Here is a 17905-nt window from a genome sequence, read left to right as displayed (position 1 = left end):
CGAGAGCCCCATGCCCAGAATCCTGTCGACGCACACGCTGCATCCGCGTGCCTCCGCAATGCTGGCGGGCGCCGGTGAACTCGTCGTCGCCTCAGCGCTCGATGCGGCAACGCTGACCGCCGAGGCGAAGCATGCCGACGTCATCATCGTTCGCGCACCGCTGCCGCCGTCGCTGTTCGAAAACGCCACGAAACTCAGAGCAGCGGTCCGCCACGGTGCCGGGCTCGACATGGTGCCCATGGAGGCCGCGGCCGTGGCCGGCGTGCTGGTCGCCAACGTGCCGGCGGTCAATGCGCGTTCGGTCGCTGAATATGTGATGTTCGCGGCCCTTGCCCTGCTTCGGCGCTTCCGTTCGGTCGACCGCGACTTGCGCGCCAAGGGCTGGAATGCCGGCCGCGACCACGCCAGCCATGCCAGCGAGCTTGCCGGCAAGACCATCGGCATCATCGGCTTCGGCGCCATCGGTCAGGCGGTCGCCCATATCGCCGCGCACGGCTTCGGCCTCGACGTCGTGGCGACGACCCGCAGCATGCAGCCGGCACCCGACAGGATCGGCTTCCTGTCGATCGATGCGCTGATCGAACAGAGCGACATCATCGTGCTCTGCTGCCCGCTGACGCCGGAAACGCGCGGCCTGATCAGCCGCGAACGCATTGCCCGCATGAAGCCGGACGCGCTTTTGATCAACATTTCGCGCGGACCGGTGATCGACGACGAGGCGCTGATCGAGGCCTTGCGCCAAGACCGGATCGGCGGCGCCGCACTCGACGTCTTTGCCACGCAGCCGCTGCCGGCAAACCATCCCTATTTCGGTTTCGACAATGTTATCGTCACCCCGCATATGGCGGGGATTACCGAGCAATCGATGATGCGCATGGGCGTGGGCGCGGCCGGCGAGACCTTGCTGGTGCTGGCCAACCGGCTGCCTGTCAATCTGCGCAATCCCGACGTGGTCGAGCATTACCGCAGACGGTTCCCGGCGGACGCGTGAACCATGTCCGGTTTTCGCTTCGCATCTCTGGTTCTCGCAGTGTCGTCGATCGTGGCCTTACCTTCGCTCGCGGCGGCACAAAGCAGCGATTATGTCTATTGCAGCAATGGGATCGTCTGCATGATGGCGCCCTGCCCGTCAGGCAATGCGCTGGATCTGACCACCGGCAATGTCGTTAAAGGCGTGGAGCTCAACACTACGGAATTGCCGCCGCTGGACAGATCGGCACCTGACCTCTCCGACAAGCTTTATGCTGGAAAACTCGTCGTCCGAGGATCGATCCAGCATCGCGGCCAGCCGAACGATCCGCCGATGCTGGTCGTTACCAAAATCGAACGCTCCTCCAAGAAAAGCGAGCGCAAGCGCTGCGCGGCACGTTGACTGCCGACCTACGGCTCGCTGCCTATCGGAGCAGCCGCTCGACTTCAGCCGCGATGCGCAGCAGATGGTGGTCGTGGCCATTGCGCGCCACCAGCATCAGTCCGGCCGGCAGCGTCATGCCGGGCATCGGCAGCGAGATCGCGCAGAGGTCGAACTGGTTGGCGACCTGGGTATTGCGCAGCAGCAGACCTTCGGTGCGTTCACGCAGAGCCGTATCCTCGGCCATCGAAACGATAGTCGGCGCTGTCACCGGCGTGGTCGGCAGAGCTAGCACATCGACCGAACCCAACCGCTCGTCCATGGCTATGCACAGTGCCGCGCGACGACGCATTGCCCTGATATAAACCGGCGTCGGTATGGCCGCCGCCCGCGACAGCAGCCCGCTGACATGGGGATCGACCGGCACCGATGCGCCCGTCGCCAGCCAGTCGGCATGGATTTCAGAACCTTCCATGGCCGCGATCGAGCCGCGTTTGGTGGCCAGGCGCAGATCGGCAATGAGGTCGTCGATCGAAATGTCCGTGAGCCACGCGCCTGCCTGCTCGATCCCGGCAAGGCTGCGATCGAACGCGGCGGCAATCTCCGTTTCCGTGTCTTCGAAAAGCAGGCCGCGCGGAATGCCGACACGAAGCCCGGCAAGCGCTAACGGCAGGTGCAGTTGCGGCATCTGCTCGCCCGTCATCGCGGCGTCAGCCAGGGCACACGCAGCAACACTCAGCGCCAGCGGCCCGATCGAATCCAGCGTCGCGGAAAGGGGATAGGCACCAGTCAGCGGCACGCGCCGCGCCGTCGGCTTGAAACCGACGACGCCGTTCAGCGATGCCGGGATGCGCACCGAACCGCCGGTGTCGGAGCCGATGGAAATGTCGCTCGTCCCCTCGCCAACGGACACGGCGGCGCCCGACGACGAACCGCCTGGAATGCGGCTGGTGTCGGCGGCATTGCCCGGTGTGCCGTAGTGCATGTTGTCGCCGATAGCGGTGAAGGCGAATTCGGTCATGTTGGTCTTGCCGATGATGACGGCGCCGGCCTGGCGCAGACGGCTGACGACCGCAGCGTCGTGCCGACGGGGCGCGGTGTCCCTCAGCATCAGCGACCCGGCCGTGGTCGGCTCGCCGGCGACATCGAACAGATCCTTGATCGACACGATGGTGCCGTCAAGCGGCCCGAGCGATACGCCGGCCTTCTTGCGCGCATCGGTGGCCTCGGCCGCTGCGCGCGCCGCCTCGGCATAGAGTTTGGTGAACACCTTCTCGCCTGCCGCGCAACTGGCAAGACGTGACAGGATGATCTCGAGACGATCGCGGATTGATTGCATGTCGATGTCGGATTCCGTCAAGGTGGAGCGTCTTTAAGGCATATGGGCCGCTAGGTCAGCGGAAGGAATAGCCCGGACAGCGTGCCTTTGCACCTGCCAGCGATAGGAAGGGACTGATGCTGTACAAAGGCAGCTGCCACTGCGGCAAGGTTGCGTTCGAATTCAAGGCGCAGCTGACCGGCGCCGTGCGGTGCAATTGTTCGATCTGCTCGCGCAAGGGCGCGCTGTTGGCCGCCATCCCGCATGACAGCCTGACGGTGCTGGCGTGGGGCGACGATCTCGGCACCTACACATTCGGCAATCATGCAATGGCGCATCGCTTCTGCCGCACCTGCGGCATCCATCCCTTTGCCGAGGATGTCAGTCAGGGCAGCGAACGCAGCGCCTACATCAACCTCAACTGCGTCGCCGATTTCGATCCCACCGGCCTGCCGGTCTTCGACTTCGACGGCCGCGCGGTCTGACCCTACGGTGGCCTCTCACCACAAAAGCAACGCCCCGAAAACCTTGATAGTTCTCGGGCCCGCTGCTTCAGCCAAGGATGGCTATCGGCTATTCGACGCGCTTAGGGCCGCGCGCGAACACAACGATCGCCGCCAGCAAGGTCGCAGCGCCACAATAGGCGAAGGCGCTGGCCACACCGGCATTGTCGACCACCAGGCCGCCGAAGACAGCGCGTTTCTGGCGCTCGCCGTTTCTTGCGTCTTTCCCGCTCGCGCCTTTGCCCTCGAGGACAGCTATCTCCCGGCCGACAAGATCCCCTATGTCGCCGAAGTGCCAGACCAGCCGCATCGCCTTGGCCCGTTGTGGGGTGACCGGGCCAAAGGCCCGGCGGGCACCTTGCTGAAAGTTCCCGGCAACTGGCGCGCGCCGGTTCATGCGCACACCGCCGACTATCGCGCGGTGGTCATCAAGGGACTGTGGGCGCATTGGCAAATGGACGGCGGCGAAGCGACGAAGGTCGAATTGCCGCCGGGATCCTACTGGACCCAGAAGGCCAACGAGATGCACGACGACGCCTGCCTCTCAGAGACGGAGTGCGTGATCCTGCTGATCAACGATACGCCTTACGAGACCTACTTCCAGAAATAGTCAGGCGGCGCCGTCGTTCGACCGCAACTAGCTGGCGTGCCGCAAGCTCACGCCGCTGCCCTTGTCGAACAGCACCACCTTGTCCTGATTCCAGGCAAAGCGCACCGGCTGCTCGATCTGGACATCGGTTCTGGCCGGCACCGTGGCGCGCAGCGTCGTGTCGCCGACCCGCAGAGTCAGGATCTTTCCACGCCATGGTTCTCGACATCGTGGACGCGTGCCTCGACCGGCGCACCGCTTTCAAGATACACATCCTCAGGTCGAATACCGAAGACGAGCGGGCGACCGTCGGTCGCACCGCCCGCCTTGGCACCCCCAGAGAAAGGCAGTTCGAAATTTAGCGGCGCCATCACCGCGCGGCCGTTGACCAGCTTGCCATCGATCAGGTTCATCGGCGGCGAGCCGACGAAGCTGGCCACATAGGTATCGCGCGGATTGTTATAGATCTCGTGCGGCGTGCCGGTCTGGATGATGCGGCCATGGTTGAGCACGCCCACCTTGTCGCCCATCGACATCGCCTTGATCTGGTCGTGGGTGACGAACAGGAAGGTGGCGCCAAGCTGGATCTGCAGGTTCTTCAGTTCCGTGCGCAGCGCCTCGCGCAGTTTGGCGTCGAGCGCCGACAGCGGTTCGTCCATCAGGAACACGCGCGGCTTGCGCACGATGGCGCGGCCGATCGAAACGCGCTGCATCTCGCCGCCGGACAGACGATCGGTCTTGCGGTCGAGCAGATGTTCGATCCTGAGTGTTTTGGCGGCGCGGTCGACACGATCCTTGATCTCGGCGTCGGGTCCTCCGGTCAAGCCGGAGGATGACAGCGTGAGAGTTGAGAGGGCGACGCACACCGACCGTCGCGGACGGGCGCGAGCGCGACCTGCCGGATAGCGTCAGCTGCTGATCATCGCGCTGTCTTGTTGAGAGCGGTGACGATCAGCGCGAGAATCACCGCCGCGGCGGCGATTTCCCACACGAAAGCCTGCTTGTAGAAAGGCGGCGTGGCGAGCTGCGCCTTGCCGGCGAGAGTGTTGGGGTCCGGTGGATTGAGGAAGAAGACGCCGTAGAGATGCGCCGCCGTGATCGATACCAGCAGCGCAATGCAGAAGACCAGCGCCACGACCAGCGCTACGGTCACCACACTGCGCGCCTTGACGCCCGGCTGGGCCAACGGCAGCAGGTTGTTGATGAGCCCGGCAAGCACCACGAGACCGCTGCCGACCGCGTACAGGCCGATGGAAAAGGGTTGAAAGATCAGCACCAGCGCCAAGACGCCGAGGCCAATGATGAAGAGCTCGAGGCGGAACGCGCCGGCGCGGCTCATGCCGGAAGAACTGTCGCTCATGACCGCACCGCCTTTCCGGCGCCATCGAAGACATGGGTTTGCCTGGGATCGGGGCGTAGATTCAGCGCCTCGCCGACCTTGACCCACTGGCTTCTCGTCACCACGACGCGGATGTCGGCGCCTGCCGCCGTGCGGGCATGAATAAGGGTTTCGGCGCCCATGGGCTCGATGAGCTCGGCTCTGGCGGAGATGGTGCCACGGTCCCCCGTATCGGTCACGGTGAAAGCACGGGGGCGGACACCGATCGTCACCTTGCCGGGCTGCAGGCGCGCGACCGCCGCGTCCGTGCGGATCGCCAGACTAATGCCGGCCACGGTCATGTCCGCCGTGCCATCGGCGAAGGCCTTGAGGTCGGCCTCGAGAAGATTCATCTGCGGCGTGCCGATGAAGCTCGCCACGAAAGCATTGGCGGGCTTGGCAAATACCTCGTGCGGTGAGCCGACTTGCTCGATCAGGCCGTCCTTCATGATGGCGATGCGGTTGGCCATGGTGAGCGCTTCGAGCTGGTCATGGGTCACGATCACGGTCGCTTTGGAGAGGCCCTGCAGCACTTCCTTGATCTGGCCACGCATGGTTTGGCGCAGTTCGACATCGAGACGCGACAAGGGCTCGTCGAAGAGGAAGCAATTGGGGTCGCGGACGATGGCGCGGGCCATGGCGGCGCGCTGCTTTTCGCCCTCGGATATCTGGTTCGGCAGCCGGTCGAGAACGTGCTCCAAGTGAAGGATCGCGGCGACGCGGTTGACGCGGGCAGTCCGCTCAGCCCCGGAAATGCCGTCATGATAGAGCGGGAAGGCGATGTTCTCGGCGATCGATGCCGACGGGTAGAGCGCGTAGAACTGGAACACCATGGCGATGTCGCGCTTTTCGGGCGGCAGTTTGTTCATCACCTTGCCGGCGACGACGACCTCGCCGTCAGTGACGCTTTCCAGCCCGGCGATGACGCGTAAGGTCGTCGTCTTGCCACAGCCGGACGGGCCGAGAAGGCAGACGACCTCACCGGCGGCCACCGACAGGTCAACGTCCTTGACCGCGGTGAAGGAGCCGAAGCGCTTGGTGACTTTGCGGAGTTCGATGGTTGACATCTCAGCGCTTCACCGTGCCGAAGGTAACACCGCGCAACAGATGGTTTTGCAAGAAGAAGGTGACCAGGAAGACTGGGACGAGGAACAGGGTTTCGATGGCGGCAAGCAAAGTCCAGTCGGTGCCGCGTCCACCCGACGACACGGCCTGGTTCATGGCGACCGGGACCGTCCTCGTGTCGGGCCCCGAGAGCAAGAGGGCGAAGAGGAACTCGTTCCAGGTGAGGATCAGGCCGAACACGAACGTGGCGGCGAGCCCGGCAATGACCTGGGGCAGGCAAATCTTGAAGAACACCCGCATTCCGGACGATCCGTCGAGGCGGGCGGCATCCTCGACGTCTGGCGACAATTCATCGAAGAAGCTCTTCATCATCCAGATGGTGAAGGCCAGGTTGAAGGCGGTGTAGAGCATGATGATGCCGAGATACGAGCCCGACAGGCCCACTACGCGGAACATCAGGATCACCGGAATGATCACCACAATCGCCGGCAGCATGCGCGTGGTCAGGATGATGAACAGGTAGGTGTCATTGCCTTTCAGCGGATAGCGCGAGAAGCCGAAGGCCGCCAGGGTGCCGATGACCAGCGCCAGCAGCACCGAAGCCGAGGCGATGAAGATCGAGTTGAAGAAATAACGGTCGAATCCTGTCGCTTCCGGGGCACCGCCCGACGTCATCGAGCGAGAAAAGACGGACCCAAAATTTTCGAGCGTGGGCTTGAACACAAAATGATCCGGAATCAAGCCGAACAGCGACGTGGGCGACAGCGTCGGAGGCACCAGAAGCGCGTCGCCCTGCGGTTTGAAGGCGGTGAATATGATGAACAGCACCGGCAGAAAATAGATAAAGGCGACGACGGCCACGGCGAGCGTCCGCCCCCAGCCGGCCTCGTCTACTCCGCTGGCCCTGCGGAAGCCGAGCTTTCCCAATATCGATTCGGTCACGGGTTAGGCTCCCTGCGTACGGCGGTTTGCGAGGTACAGGTAGAGGTTGGTGAGAACGATCACCATGAACAGCATCAGATAGGAGATCGACGCGCCCTCACTCGTCTTGTTCTGCTCGTTGGCGATGCGGATCAAGTGATAGGAGATCGTCAGCGTGTCGTTGCCGCCCTTGGTGAGGAGGATGACGAGATCCGCCAGCTTGAATGCCTCGATGGTGCGGAAGAGAAGGGCCAACATCAGAAGGCCGCGGATGTAGGGGAAGGTGATCATCCAGAATTGCCGCCAGCTGGAAATACGGTCGATGGCAGCGGCCTCGTAAAGGTATTTCGGCACCGAGACGAGGCCCGCCAGCACAAGGAGCATGACGAAGGGCGACCACATCCATGCGTCGGCGAAAACGATTCCCGCCACGGCACCGACTTTGTTGCTCATCAGGATGAACTGGTTGCCGGAGATGGAATTGATGACGTAGCTGAGAATCCCGAATGTCGGGTCATAGTAGTAGGTGAAGAACACGCCAGAGGCGACAACCGAAAGCATCATCGGTGTCAGCACCAGGATCAACAAATACTTGCGCAGCGGAAATTGCTTGGCGAACAGGATGGCCAGCAGAAAGCCGACGATCATCTGCGCGGAGACGGTGAACACGACGAACATGGCGGTATTGATCAGCGCGCCCCAAGTCGCGTGAGCAGCGAGATCGTTGGTAAGGATCCGGATGTAGTTCCCGAGTCCGACGAAGCGGATCGTCTGCTGGTTTGCCTGGTAGGCGAAGAACGAAAGGCCCAGCGACCACAGCAGGGGGAAGATATTCATCACAAACAGAACGGCGATTGCCGGAGCGACCAGCAAGGCGCCGAAGTAGTGGCGGCGATACGCGTTGACGGTAAATGCGGCCGCGACCAACGCCACCGCGGCGCCCACCACCCAGAAGGAGACAGCCGCAGGCAAGCCCGCCATTGATATGGCCGACACGACGACAGCGACAGCGATGGCGAGTTTCCAGTTGTGGGCAACAACCGCGGTAAGGCGTGGTGTCAGCAGCGTGCTTGAAACAGCGGTCATGGGAGTCCGAAATATGGAGCGCCTGAAGTGGCAATGACGGGGAGCGGCTTTTGCCCGCTCCCCGCAGCTATGTCGGAAGGTTACTGGATAAGACCATCGTTCTTCAGGAGGTCCTCCTGGAACTTGGCGATGTTATCCAAGGTGGTCTTGGCGTCCTGCTTGCCAGTGATGGCTAGGTCGTACTGGTCCTGCTGCTGGGTGAGCAGTTCGAAGAACTGCGGCACGTGCCACATGTCCTTCTGCCAGTCGAGCGAGTTCGCCCAGGCGCGGTCCCACGGACGATAGGTCACATACTTCGGATCGCTGTAGACCGACTTGATCGCGGACTGGCCGCCGCCGGCGGCGAACTGGTGCTGGATATCAGGCGAGAGCCACCACTTCACGAAGCCAACCGCTTCCTTGATTTGCTCAGGCGTCGTCCAGGTGGTGAGAACGAAAGGCTGTCCGCCGATCTGTGACGTACGATTCACCTTGCCGTCGGCACCGCGCAGGCCTGGCGCCAATCCGAACACCAGCTTGTCGGCAACCTTCGACGTCTTGGGATCGAGCGAGGCTTCGGCGAGACCGATCCAGTCGATGTTCATGGCCACCTTGCCTTCACGGAACAACTGGTCCGAGACGAAGATGTCCATGGTGCCGGTCTTGACCACCGGCGGCATGAACTTCAGCAATTTGAGGAAATGCTCCATGCCCTCGATGGACTTCGGGGAGTTTACGACGCCTTCGGCATGTCCGGTCGGGGCCTTGGTTTCATCCCAGATGCCGCCGCCATGCTCCCAGACGAACGTGTGGACCGAGCTCGTCGAGAAGTCGTAGCCTTTGCCTGCCTGATAGGCGATGCCATAGAAATCGTCATCCAGCACCTGGCCGGCGAGCTTGTCGCCCTTCTTGCGCTGGAAGAATTCGCCAACATGCTCGAACGTGTTCCAGTCCATGGCGTCGATTTCTTCGCCGGTGCAGGGCAGCTTCTCATTGTACTTCGCCTTGTAGGCGGCCTGCTCGTCGTTGTTGCAGAGCACGTCCTTGCGGCCGTAGGTGACCAGCACGTCCGGGAACTGCGGGAAGCCGTAGTAGTTCGGCGTGCTGTTGGGATAGGTCGAGTAGGCGTTGAGCACGGCGGGATGCATCGACTCCATCGTCGCCTTGAGTTCCGGGTCGGCATCGATGAGATCGTTGATCTTGCGGAAGTAGCCGCCTTCGACGAAGGCGCCCAGCCACTGCGAGTCCGACACGATGAAGTTGTACTTCTTTTCGCCCGAGGTCAACGAGGCGTTGACGCGGGTGTAGAAATCCGGCCACGGAATGAAGTCCACATCGAGCTTCACAGTATTGCCAGACTTCGGCTTGTACTGCTCGTCGAAGAACTTCTTCATAATGCGGGTCGGGGGCCAATCCGGCACCGCCATCGTCAACGTCACTTCTTCGGCAGAGGCATAGGTCACGCCTCCCACCAGTAGTGTGGCAGCGAAGCTTGCGGCTGTCGCTAGCCCTTTCAGTTTGGTCATCGCCGTCATTCGCGTTTCCTCCCTTGGTTAACCGGATTGCTTCTCGCCGTTCGAGTCAGGTCATTGCCTGGCCGCTCGCGGCGCGGAAGACGTGGATTTTCCTGTTATCGATGGCGATCGATGCCGAATCGCCGGTCCTGATGCTGGCGGCGATCGCTTCCGGCAGCACCATGCGCAACATCTCGCCGCCGGCCTCGACCGAGACGATCGTTATGTCGCCGAGCGGTTCGACCAGATGCACCTTCGAGGCAACCCCGGCTTCGCCCTTGGCGGCGAGCCGAATGTCGCTCGGGCGAATGCCGATCAGCGCGGCCTCGTTGGCATCGGCAGTCTTTGGCGCCGTCGCCGGAACCAGAGTCCCGAGCGGCGTGTCGAAAGATCTGGTGTCGGCGCGCACCGAGGCCGTGAACAGATTCATGTGCGGCGAGCCGATCTTGCTGGCGACATAGGTATTGATCGGCTGCTCGTAAAGCTCGTCTGGCGTGCCGATCTGGACGATGCCCCCATCGCGCATGACGGCGATCGTCTCGCCCATCGAGAGAGCCTCGATCTCGTCGGGCGTGGCATAGATCACGGTCATGCCGAACTGGCGGTGCAGCCGCTTCAGCTCGGCGCGCGTCTCGTGCCGAAGCTTGGCGTCGAGATTGGTGAGCGGCTCATCGAGCAGAAGAATCTTTGGCCGGCGGATCAGGGAGCGGCCGAGCGCGACGCGCTGCTGCTCTCCGCCGGACAGGGTTGCCGGCTTGGCCTTCAGGCGGTGTGTCAGCTTCAGGATCTCGGCGGTCTCTTTCACCCGCTTGTCAATCTCGGCGCGCGCGGCTTTCTCCTCGCGCAGCGGGTAGGCGAGATTGTCATAGACCGTGAGGTGGGGGTAAAGCGCGAAAGACTGGAAGACCATCGAGATGCCTCGGCCGGCGATCGGCGCATGGGCCATGTCGCGGCCGCCGATCTCAAGCGTGCCGGAGTCGGCCTGGACGAGGCCGGCGATAGTGCGCAGCGTCGTCGTCTTGCCAACGGAGCTCGGCCCGAAGAGTACGAAGAAGCGGCCTTCGTCGACGGCGAAGCTCAGGTCGTTGATGGCGCGCACGGATCCATAGGCCTTGCTGAGCCCATCGAGGCGCAGCGCAATCCCCTTGCCGTCACTGGCGCGAGGCGACGTCTGCGTCACGATGCGCCACCTCGTGCGGACGGAACACGCGCCATCCGTATGATTCTCCTCGCCCTGCCGAAATGGACTGCGGCTGTCATTCTCGATCCGCCTTTTCTTTCCTAATCTGGTATTACCAATTTTGGATAGCCGTCAAGCTCTTTCTTGGATCGCTATCGGAGCTTGTATAACCGGATTCTTCATGTATCCGACTGTTTTCCCTTAATTTTCCTACTCCTTGATATAGGAGAGCCTTGTTTCGGCATCTACATCCTGGTTAACATCAGTAGTGGTCGTTCAAATCTGGTCGAACCAGATTGGCGCTATTTCGCCGATGCCGCTGGCAGGGCCGCATCGGTTTCAGCCGTTGATTCCGCCATCGCCGTGCGCACCAGCGCGCCCGCCGCCCATTGCGCGACCGACCGCATGCCGCGGCTATCGAGCTCCCATATATCCTTCAGCACGATCAGCACTTCGACGCCGAACATCATCGACAGCGCCTGTGCCAGTCGCTTGAACTCGCGCGGCGGCAGCCGGCCCTTGAGCGGTGCGATGGCGTCCTTCAGCAGCTGGACGCGATGTCCGCGCGTGAATTGCGGTTCGCCGTCCAACGTGCCCGCCTGCCGCTGCCCCCATTGGTCGAGCGACAGTTTCAGCGCCGCCTTGAAAGTTGCCTCGAAAGCCTCGATGCGCGGCATGGCGGTGTCGAACAGTTCGGCGACGCGGCGCCCGGCATCGGTGGACGTCGATTGCCAGGTCAGGATCGGCCCAAGCCCCTCGTCGACCACCGCCTGCACCAGGGCTGCCTGGCTTGGGAAATAGCGATAGGCGGTGGCGCGCGACACTTGCGCCGCCTCCGCGACTTCGCTGACAGACGGGGTGACGCCCGCCTGCATCAGCCGCGTCGCCGTCTCCAGCATCAGCCGTTTTGTGCGGGCCCGCGGGCCGCGTTCGGCAGCCTCGTTGGCGTCGTCGTTCCCAGCGGCTTGTTGACGTGAGACTTCCATGTCAATACGATACGCGCGTCTCAAAAAATTGCAATGACCTTTGCCTACCGAAAGGCCGGCAAAGGGCGACAGGCGGCCCGGCGCCGGTCGGCCGGTGACGGGAGAAACGCGATGAAGCGCATCTACGTGGTGGGCACAGCCGACACCAAGGGCGAGGAACTTGCCTTCCTGGCCGATGCTATTGCCGCCACCGGCAGTTCGGTTGCCCGTGTCGACATCGGAACGCGCGGCGCCACCGTGCCGGTCGATATCCCGGCCAGCGAGGTCGCGGCGCATCATCCGGATGGAGCCAGTGGCGTGCTCGGCATCGTCGATCGCGGCACGGCGGTGGCCGGCATGAGCGCCGCCTTCACAAATTTCATTCCGTCGCGCGACGACATATCAGGCGTGATCGGCATTGGCGGCGGCGGCGGCACGTCGATCATCACTGCCGGCATGCGCGCGCTGCCGCTTGGGCTGCCCAAGATCATGGTCTCGACGCTCGCCTCCGGCGACACCGCGGCCTATGTCGACGTCTCCGACATCATCATGATGCCATCGGTCACCGATATGGCGGGACTGAACCGGCTGTCACGCGTCGTGCTGCACAATGCGGCGCAGGCAATCGCCGGCATGGCCGCCAGGCCGGCGCCAGTCGCCACTGGCAAGCCGGCACTCGGGCTCACCATGTTCGGCGTCACCACGCCTTGCGTGACCGCCATCGCGGATCAGTTGCGCGCCAACTACGACTGCATGGTCTTCCACGCCACCGGCACCGGCGGCCGCTCGATGGAGAAGCTCGCGGACTCGGGCCTGCTCGCCGGCGTCATCGACATCACCACGACGGAAGTCTGCGACCTGTTGTTCGGCGGCGTGCTGCCGGCGACGGAGGACCGCTTCGGCGCTATCGCCCGCACCAAGCTGCCCTATGTAGGCTCGGTCGGCGCGCTGGACATGGTCAATTCCTGGGCGCCGCCGACCATTCCCGAGAAGTTTAGGGGCCGGCTGTTCTACGAGCACAATCCCAACGTCACACTGATGCGCACCACGGTGGACGAATGCCGCGGTATAGGCGAGTGGATCGGCACCAGGCTCGCTCGCTGCGAGGGCCCTGTGCATTTCCTGATCCCCGAAAAAGGCGTCTCGGCACTCGACATCGAGGGCGGCGCCTTCTTCGACCCCGAAGCCGACGCCGTGCTGTTCGATGCCGTCGAGCGCACCATCAAGCCGAACGCCGCGCGCCGCGTCACACGCCTGCCGTTGCACATCAACGATCCGGAATTTGCCAAAGCCGCAACCGCGGCCTTCCTCGACATCGCCAGATAGTGAGAGCCAACAAATGCCCGCAATACCGCGCAAAGACATATTGAAGAAGTTCAAGGCGATGATCGCCGACGGCGTGCCCATCGTCGGGGGCGGCGCCGGCACCGGCCTGTCGGCCAAGGCCGAGGAAGCCGGCGGCATCGACCTCATCATCATCTACAATTCCGGCCGCTACCGCATGGCCGGGCGCGGCTCGGCTGCCGGCCTGCTCGCCTATGGCAACGCCAACGAGATCGTCAAGGAAATGGCCTACGAGGTGCTGCCGGTGGTCAAAAAGACGCCGGTGCTGGCCGGTGTCAACGGCACCGATCCCTTCGTCATCATGCCGCTGCTGCTTGCCGAGCTGAAGACGATGGGCTTTTCCGGCGTGCAGAATTTCCCGACCATCGGCCTGTTCGATGGCAGCATGCGCCAGAGTTTTGAGGAAACCGGCATGGGCTTCGGGCTGGAGGTCGACATGATCGCCGAGGCGCACAGGCTCGATCTTCTGACCACGCCCTATGTCTTCAACCCCGACGAGGCGCGCGCCATGACAAAAGCCGGCGCCGACATCGTCGTTGCCCATATGGGGGTGACGACCGGCGGCTCGATCGGAGCCACGTCGGCCAAGTCGCTCGACGACTGCGTGGTCGAGATCGACGCCATCGCCAACGCGGCGCGCTCGGTGCGCAAGGATGTCATCCTGCTTTGCCATGGCGGGCCAATCTCGATGCCGGATGATGCCCGCTACATCCTCGACCGCTGCAAGGGCCTGCATGGCTTTTATGGCGCGAGTTCGATGGAACGGCTGCCGGCTGAAGCCGCGATCGCCAGGCAGACGGCGGATTTCAAGGCCGTCACGCTGCACGACCAGAAGAAAAAGAAGGGATGAGATCATGACCGACAAGAGCAAGGTGTTCGTATACCCGAAGGACGTGAGCGCCTTCGGCTTTGACTGGGGCAAGCTGTCGCTGACAGTCGCGCCTGAAGTGAATGGCGCTGAGCGCTTTTCCGGCGGTGTCGTCGACCTGCCCTCAGGCAAGGGACACACGCGCCACAACCATCCCGGCGCGGAAGAGATCATCTTCGTTATGTCGGGCAATGGCGAGCAGATGGTCGAGGACGAGGAGGGCAATCCGGTCGTCGCCAAGGTCGGCCCCGGCTGCACCATCTATGTGCCGGAAAGCCGTTTCCATTCGACGCTGAACACGGGCGATGGGCCGATGCAGCTCTTCGTTGTCTATTCGCCGGCTGGACCCGAACTGGTGCTGCGGGAGCTGCCGGATTTCAGGCTGATCCCGGCGGGGAAGTAATCGCGAAAGGCCCCCTTCATCCGGCCGCTTCGCGGCCACCTTCTCCCCGAGGGGAGAAGAGGCAGAAGCCAGCGCCGGCGCAAACTCCTCTCCCCTCGGGGAGAGGTCGGATAGCCCCGAATTGCCCTTCGGAATTCGGATGGCAATCCGGGTGAGGGGGTAGCGCCGAGCTAGGCTATCCCACCTCTATTCCACCCCCGCGCCCGATCCCCAAACATTACATATCCCGTATCCGTCACCGCCAACGTGTCCTCCAACTTGATGAACCCCCGCGTCGGGTGAAGCATGGTCGTCTCCACCGACAGCACCATGTTTGTCTCCAGCGGCTTGGCGGCATAGGTGCCTTCATAGGTCACCGGATGGTTGGTCATCAGGAACGGAGCCTCATGCGTGATCAGCCCCATGCCGTGGGCGAAGAAATCCGTATAGGGCGCGACCTTCGACGCCTTCAGCACGCCCTCCGCGTGCGAAATCATGTCGCCGCCGATGGTGCCTGCCCTCACCTTCGAGAACGCCGCCTGCTGCACTGTCTCGACCTCGGCCAACAGATCTTCCAGTTCGGCATCCGGTTCGCCCAAAATGCCCATGCGGCAGAGGTCGCCAATATAGCCGTGATAATTGCCGCCGGAATCGATCGACAGCACGTCGCCCTTTTTCCAAGCCTGCGGTGACGCCGCGCGGTTGTGGCTGGCGCCCAACGTCAGCAGGCAATATTCGAAATGCGCGCCCCGATTGGTTTCTTCGCGCCGCAGATGCTCGATGATCTCGGCCTTGGTCTTGCCTTCATGCGCCCACTGGATGGTCGCCAGCATGGAATCCGTGATTAGCTCGGAGGCAATACGCAGCTTTTCCAGCTCGGCGTCCGTCTTGATGGCGCGCATGCTCTCCAGCATGCCGGTCGCGTCGATCAGCCTGGCATCCGGTAACGCCCTGCGGATCAGCGCATAGGCGTCCGACGGCAGGAAGGCCGGCTCGATGCCGATGCGGGCGCCTGCCTTGCCGATCTTGCTGATGTGCTCAACCGCAAGATTGGCAGCATCGAGCGTGCCCCAGCAGGCGGCATGCAGCGTCGGCGTCCAGAATGGGTTGTTCTGGTGCTCGGCGCCTTCCATGCGGTTGCCGATATAGGCGGCATGATCGGGCCCACCCTTTTCATAGACGACGACAGGCAGGTAACGGCTATGGCCGATCGCATCCATGGCGGCAAAGAAGATGAACTTGTAGCCGCCGAGCAGATACTGCGTGTTGTGCTTGGACGTCGCGAGCAGAACATCGATGCCGGCCTCTTCCATCAGCCGGTCGACCCTCGCCTGGTCGAACGGGATATTGCTGACGGCGCTCTTGCCCGGGGCAATGTTCATCTTTCTCTTCCTTATATCAGTGGGATCGCCGGCCGTACTGCGTCCAATCCCTTGGCTTCGATCAAATCTGCACCATTTCGTCAACTCTGGTCCAGCCAGAAACAGGTTTAGATTGCTTCGGCAGGCTGTCACCACTCGTCATTGCTGCACACTAAGGCAATCTGGTCCTACCAGAATACCAGAATGAAAGGGCCACCTCTAAACTGGTCCAGCGGACGAAAATTTCAAAGCCAAGCAAAGATGCGCCAATTCCGTCTCTGGCGAAACCCTTGGCAAGGGCCATAATCGCCGCGAGGATGCTGGCGGGTGCCGCCAGCTTCGAGGGGTGCGCCCATCTGGTCGCGGAGAGGACGGAGGTTGATCATGTCGGATATTTCCAGACGCACGCTGCTTGGCGGCTCAGTTTTACTGCTGGCCTCCACCGCCATGCCCACATTCAGCTGGGCGCAGACGCCGAAGAAGGGCGGCCGCCTCGTGCTTGCCGCCGATTCCGAGCCGCGCAACCTCAATCCGGCCATCGTCGCCTCCAACGGCGTCTTCTTCATCTCCAGCAAGATCGTCGAAACGCTGGCCGAAGCCTCGTTCGAAGGCAAGGACGGGCTCCAGCCGCGGCTGGCACTCAGCTGGGAGGGCGCGGCCGACGGCCTGTCGGTGACGTTCAAACTACGCGAGGGCGTCAAATGGCATGACGGCGAGCCGTTCACCTCGGCCGACGTCGCCTTCTCAGCGCTGCAGATCTGGAAACCGCTGCAAAATCTCGGCCGCACCGTGTTCAAGGATCTGGCCAGCGTCGACACCCCTGACGATCTGACCGCCGTCTTCAAATTCGCCAAGCCAACGCCGTTCCAGCTGATCCGCAACGCGCTGCCGGCGCTGTCAAGCGTGGTTCCGAAGCACATCTACGAGGTCGGCAAGATCGAGGAAAACCCGGCCAACAATGCACCCATCGGCACCGGGCCGTTCAAGTTCGGCGAATACAAGGCCGGCCGGTATTACAAGCTGACCAGGAATGCGGATTACTGGGCCAAGGACGAGCCGTATCTCGACGAGATCATCTACCAGGTGCTACCCGACCGCACGTCGGCTGCAGCGGCGCTCGAGGCGGAAGAGATCCAGCTCGCCGCCTTCTCCGCCGTGCCGCTGGCCGACCTCGACCGCATCTCCAAGGTGCCGGGCCTGAAGGTGATCTCCAAGGGCTATGAGGGGCTGACCTATCAGCTCGTCGTCGAGATCAACCATCGCCGCAAGGAACTGGCCGACGTGAAGGTCCGCCAGGCGATCGCGCATGCCATCGACAAGGACTTCGTCGTCAAGACGGTGTTCCTCGGCTATGCCGCCACCGCCACCGGCCCGGTGCCGAAGAACGATCCGCAATTCTACACTGCCGACGTGCCGATCTATCCATTCGACGTCGCCAAGGCCAACGCCTTGCTCGACGACGCGGGGTACAAGCGCGCCGATGACGGCAAGCGTTTTGCGCTGAAACTCCTGCCGGCACCCTATTTCAACGAGACGAAGCAGTTCGGCGACTATCTGCGCCAGGCGCTGGCGGCAATCGGCATCGACGCCGTGATCGTCAACAACGACTCGGCCGCGCACATCAAGGCCGTCTACACCGACCACACCTTCGACCTCGCCGTCGGCCCGCCGGTGTTCCGCGGCGACCCGGCGATCTCGACCACCATCCTGGTGCAGAGCGGCATTCCCGACGGCGTGCCGTTCTCCAACCAGGGCGGCTACAAGAACGCCGCGCTCGACGCGCTGATCGCCAAGGCTTCGGAGACGCTGGATACGTCAGCGCGCACCGACCTCTACAAGGAATTCCAGAAACAGGTCGCGGCGGACCTGCCGCTGATCAACGTCGCCGAATGGAGCTTCATCAGCGTCGCGCGCGATACCGTGGGCAACATCGCCAACAACCCGCGATGGGCGGCGTCGAACTGGGCGGACACCTATCTGGAATCGTGACACATTTGCGCGGATGAAAGTTCGCAAAGAAATTGGTGTGAAGGCATGGCGTAGGGCCGCGTTTCATCACACCCCCCTCTGTCCTGCCGGACATCTCCCCCGCAAGGGGGGA

The 17905-nt window shown here is 62.8% G+C and carries 17 protein-coding genes and 1 pseudogene; 8 read left to right on the top strand and 10 right to left on the bottom strand.

The genetic code is table 11. The features are described 5' to 3' along the window. Positions 1-10: 10 nt before the first annotated feature. Both ACYG9Y_RS00310 and ACYG9Y_RS00305 read left to right on the top strand, forming a co-directional pair. Positions 11-991 (top strand): NAD(P)-dependent oxidoreductase, encoded by a 981-nt coding sequence (locus ACYG9Y_RS00310; RefSeq protein ID WP_023737511.1) that lies wholly within the window; start codon positions 11-13, stop codon positions 989-991. Positions 992-994: 3 nt separating this feature from the next. Continuing rightward, positions 995-1372 carry a hypothetical protein gene (locus tag ACYG9Y_RS00305; RefSeq protein WP_023692018.1) on the top strand — a complete coding sequence of 126 codons (378 nt, stop codon included), beginning with the start codon at positions 995-997 and terminating at the stop codon, positions 1370-1372. A 22-nt stretch (positions 1373-1394) separates the two neighbouring features. On the opposite strand, the gene ACYG9Y_RS00300 is transcribed toward ACYG9Y_RS00305, so the two are convergent. Beyond that, complete coding sequence (locus tag ACYG9Y_RS00300; protein WP_023737510.1) at positions 1395-2690, bottom strand: amidase; 1296 nt, start codon at positions 2688-2690, stop codon at positions 1395-1397. 116 nt (positions 2691-2806) lie between these two features. Here ACYG9Y_RS00300 and ACYG9Y_RS00295 point away from each other — a divergent pair, with 116 nt between their 5' ends. Together ACYG9Y_RS00295 and ACYG9Y_RS00290 are read left to right on the top strand one after the other, a co-directional pair. Beyond that, positions 2807-3154: a GFA family protein gene (locus ACYG9Y_RS00295; protein ID WP_023669842.1), complete on the top strand. Its 348-nt coding sequence runs from the start codon at positions 2807-2809 to the stop codon at positions 3152-3154. Between the two features lie 217 nt (positions 3155-3371). Further along, positions 3372-3782: a DUF4437 domain-containing protein gene (locus ACYG9Y_RS00290; protein WP_027048960.1), complete on the top strand. Its 411-nt coding sequence runs from the start codon at positions 3372-3374 to the stop codon at positions 3780-3782. 27 nt (positions 3783-3809) lie between these two features. Here the strand turns inward: ACYG9Y_RS00290 and ACYG9Y_RS00285 are convergent. The 8 genes and pseudogenes from ACYG9Y_RS00285 to ACYG9Y_RS00250 form a co-directional block, all read right to left on the bottom strand. Then, positions 3810-4564, bottom strand: a pseudogene (locus ACYG9Y_RS00285) (ABC transporter ATP-binding protein); the annotation flags it as partial. Between the two features lie 116 nt (positions 4565-4680). Further along, positions 4681-5121: a hypothetical protein gene (locus ACYG9Y_RS00280; RefSeq protein ID WP_031205526.1), complete on the bottom strand. Its 441-nt coding sequence runs from the start codon at positions 5119-5121 to the stop codon at positions 4681-4683. Next, positions 5118-6206 (bottom strand): ABC transporter ATP-binding protein, encoded by a 1089-nt coding sequence (locus tag ACYG9Y_RS00275; protein ID WP_023733630.1) that lies wholly within the window; start codon positions 6204-6206, stop codon positions 5118-5120. The genes ACYG9Y_RS00280 and ACYG9Y_RS00275 overlap by 4 nt, the downstream gene beginning before the upstream one ends. Position 6207: 1 nt before the next feature. After that, positions 6208-7146, bottom strand: a complete 939-nt coding sequence (locus tag ACYG9Y_RS00270) for a carbohydrate ABC transporter permease (RefSeq protein WP_023728572.1) — start codon at positions 7144-7146, stop codon at positions 6208-6210. Between the two features lie 3 nt (positions 7147-7149). Then, positions 7150-8211: a carbohydrate ABC transporter permease gene (locus ACYG9Y_RS00265; RefSeq protein WP_023835039.1), complete on the bottom strand. Its 1062-nt coding sequence runs from the start codon at positions 8209-8211 to the stop codon at positions 7150-7152. 80 nt (positions 8212-8291) lie between these two features. Next, a complete protein-coding gene (locus ACYG9Y_RS00260) occupies positions 8292-9725 on the bottom strand; it encodes an ABC transporter substrate-binding protein (protein WP_023728574.1) in 1434 nt (477 codons plus the stop codon). A 46-nt stretch (positions 9726-9771) separates the two neighbouring features. After that, positions 9772-10884 carry an ABC transporter ATP-binding protein gene (locus tag ACYG9Y_RS00255; protein WP_031205525.1) on the bottom strand — a complete coding sequence of 371 codons (1113 nt, stop codon included), beginning with the start codon at positions 10882-10884 and terminating at the stop codon, positions 9772-9774. 302 nt (positions 10885-11186) lie between these two features. Beyond that, the gene (locus ACYG9Y_RS00250) at positions 11187-11870 is read right to left on the bottom strand and encodes a TetR/AcrR family transcriptional regulator (RefSeq protein ID WP_023737507.1); all 684 of its coding nucleotides are present in this window, start codon (positions 11868-11870) and stop codon (positions 11187-11189) included. A gap of 111 nt (positions 11871-11981) precedes the next feature. Between ACYG9Y_RS00250 and ACYG9Y_RS00245 the strand changes: the two genes are divergently transcribed. From ACYG9Y_RS00245 to ACYG9Y_RS00235, 3 genes are read left to right on the top strand one after another with little or no spacing between them, the layout of a single operon-like run. After that, positions 11982-13175, top strand: coding sequence for a Tm-1-like ATP-binding domain-containing protein (locus ACYG9Y_RS00245; RefSeq protein WP_023737506.1), 1194 nt, complete (start codon positions 11982-11984; stop codon positions 13173-13175). A gap of 13 nt (positions 13176-13188) precedes the next feature. Further along, positions 13189-14043, top strand: coding sequence for a phosphoenolpyruvate hydrolase family protein (locus ACYG9Y_RS00240; protein WP_023737505.1), 855 nt, complete (start codon positions 13189-13191; stop codon positions 14041-14043). A 4-nt stretch (positions 14044-14047) separates the two neighbouring features. After that, positions 14048-14464 (top strand): cupin domain-containing protein, encoded by a 417-nt coding sequence (locus ACYG9Y_RS00235; RefSeq protein ID WP_023737504.1) that lies wholly within the window; start codon positions 14048-14050, stop codon positions 14462-14464. A 170-nt stretch (positions 14465-14634) separates the two neighbouring features. On the opposite strand, the gene ACYG9Y_RS00230 is transcribed toward ACYG9Y_RS00235, so the two are convergent. Further along, entirely contained in the window at positions 14635-15825 is a 1191-nt protein-coding gene (locus ACYG9Y_RS00230; RefSeq protein ID WP_023737503.1) for a M24 family metallopeptidase, read from the bottom strand. A 363-nt stretch (positions 15826-16188) separates the two neighbouring features. On the opposite strand from ACYG9Y_RS00230, the gene ACYG9Y_RS00225 reads away from it, so the two are divergent. Further along, a complete protein-coding gene (locus ACYG9Y_RS00225; RefSeq protein WP_031253183.1) occupies positions 16189-17793 on the top strand; it encodes an ABC transporter substrate-binding protein in 1605 nt (534 codons plus the stop codon). The last annotated feature ends 112 nt before the right edge of the window (positions 17794-17905 follow it).

The sequence above is a fragment of the Mesorhizobium sp. W050 genome (assembly GCF_054719535.1).
Note: the sequence above shows the minus strand (reverse complement) of the source record. Positions and strands in the feature narration are given on the sequence as shown.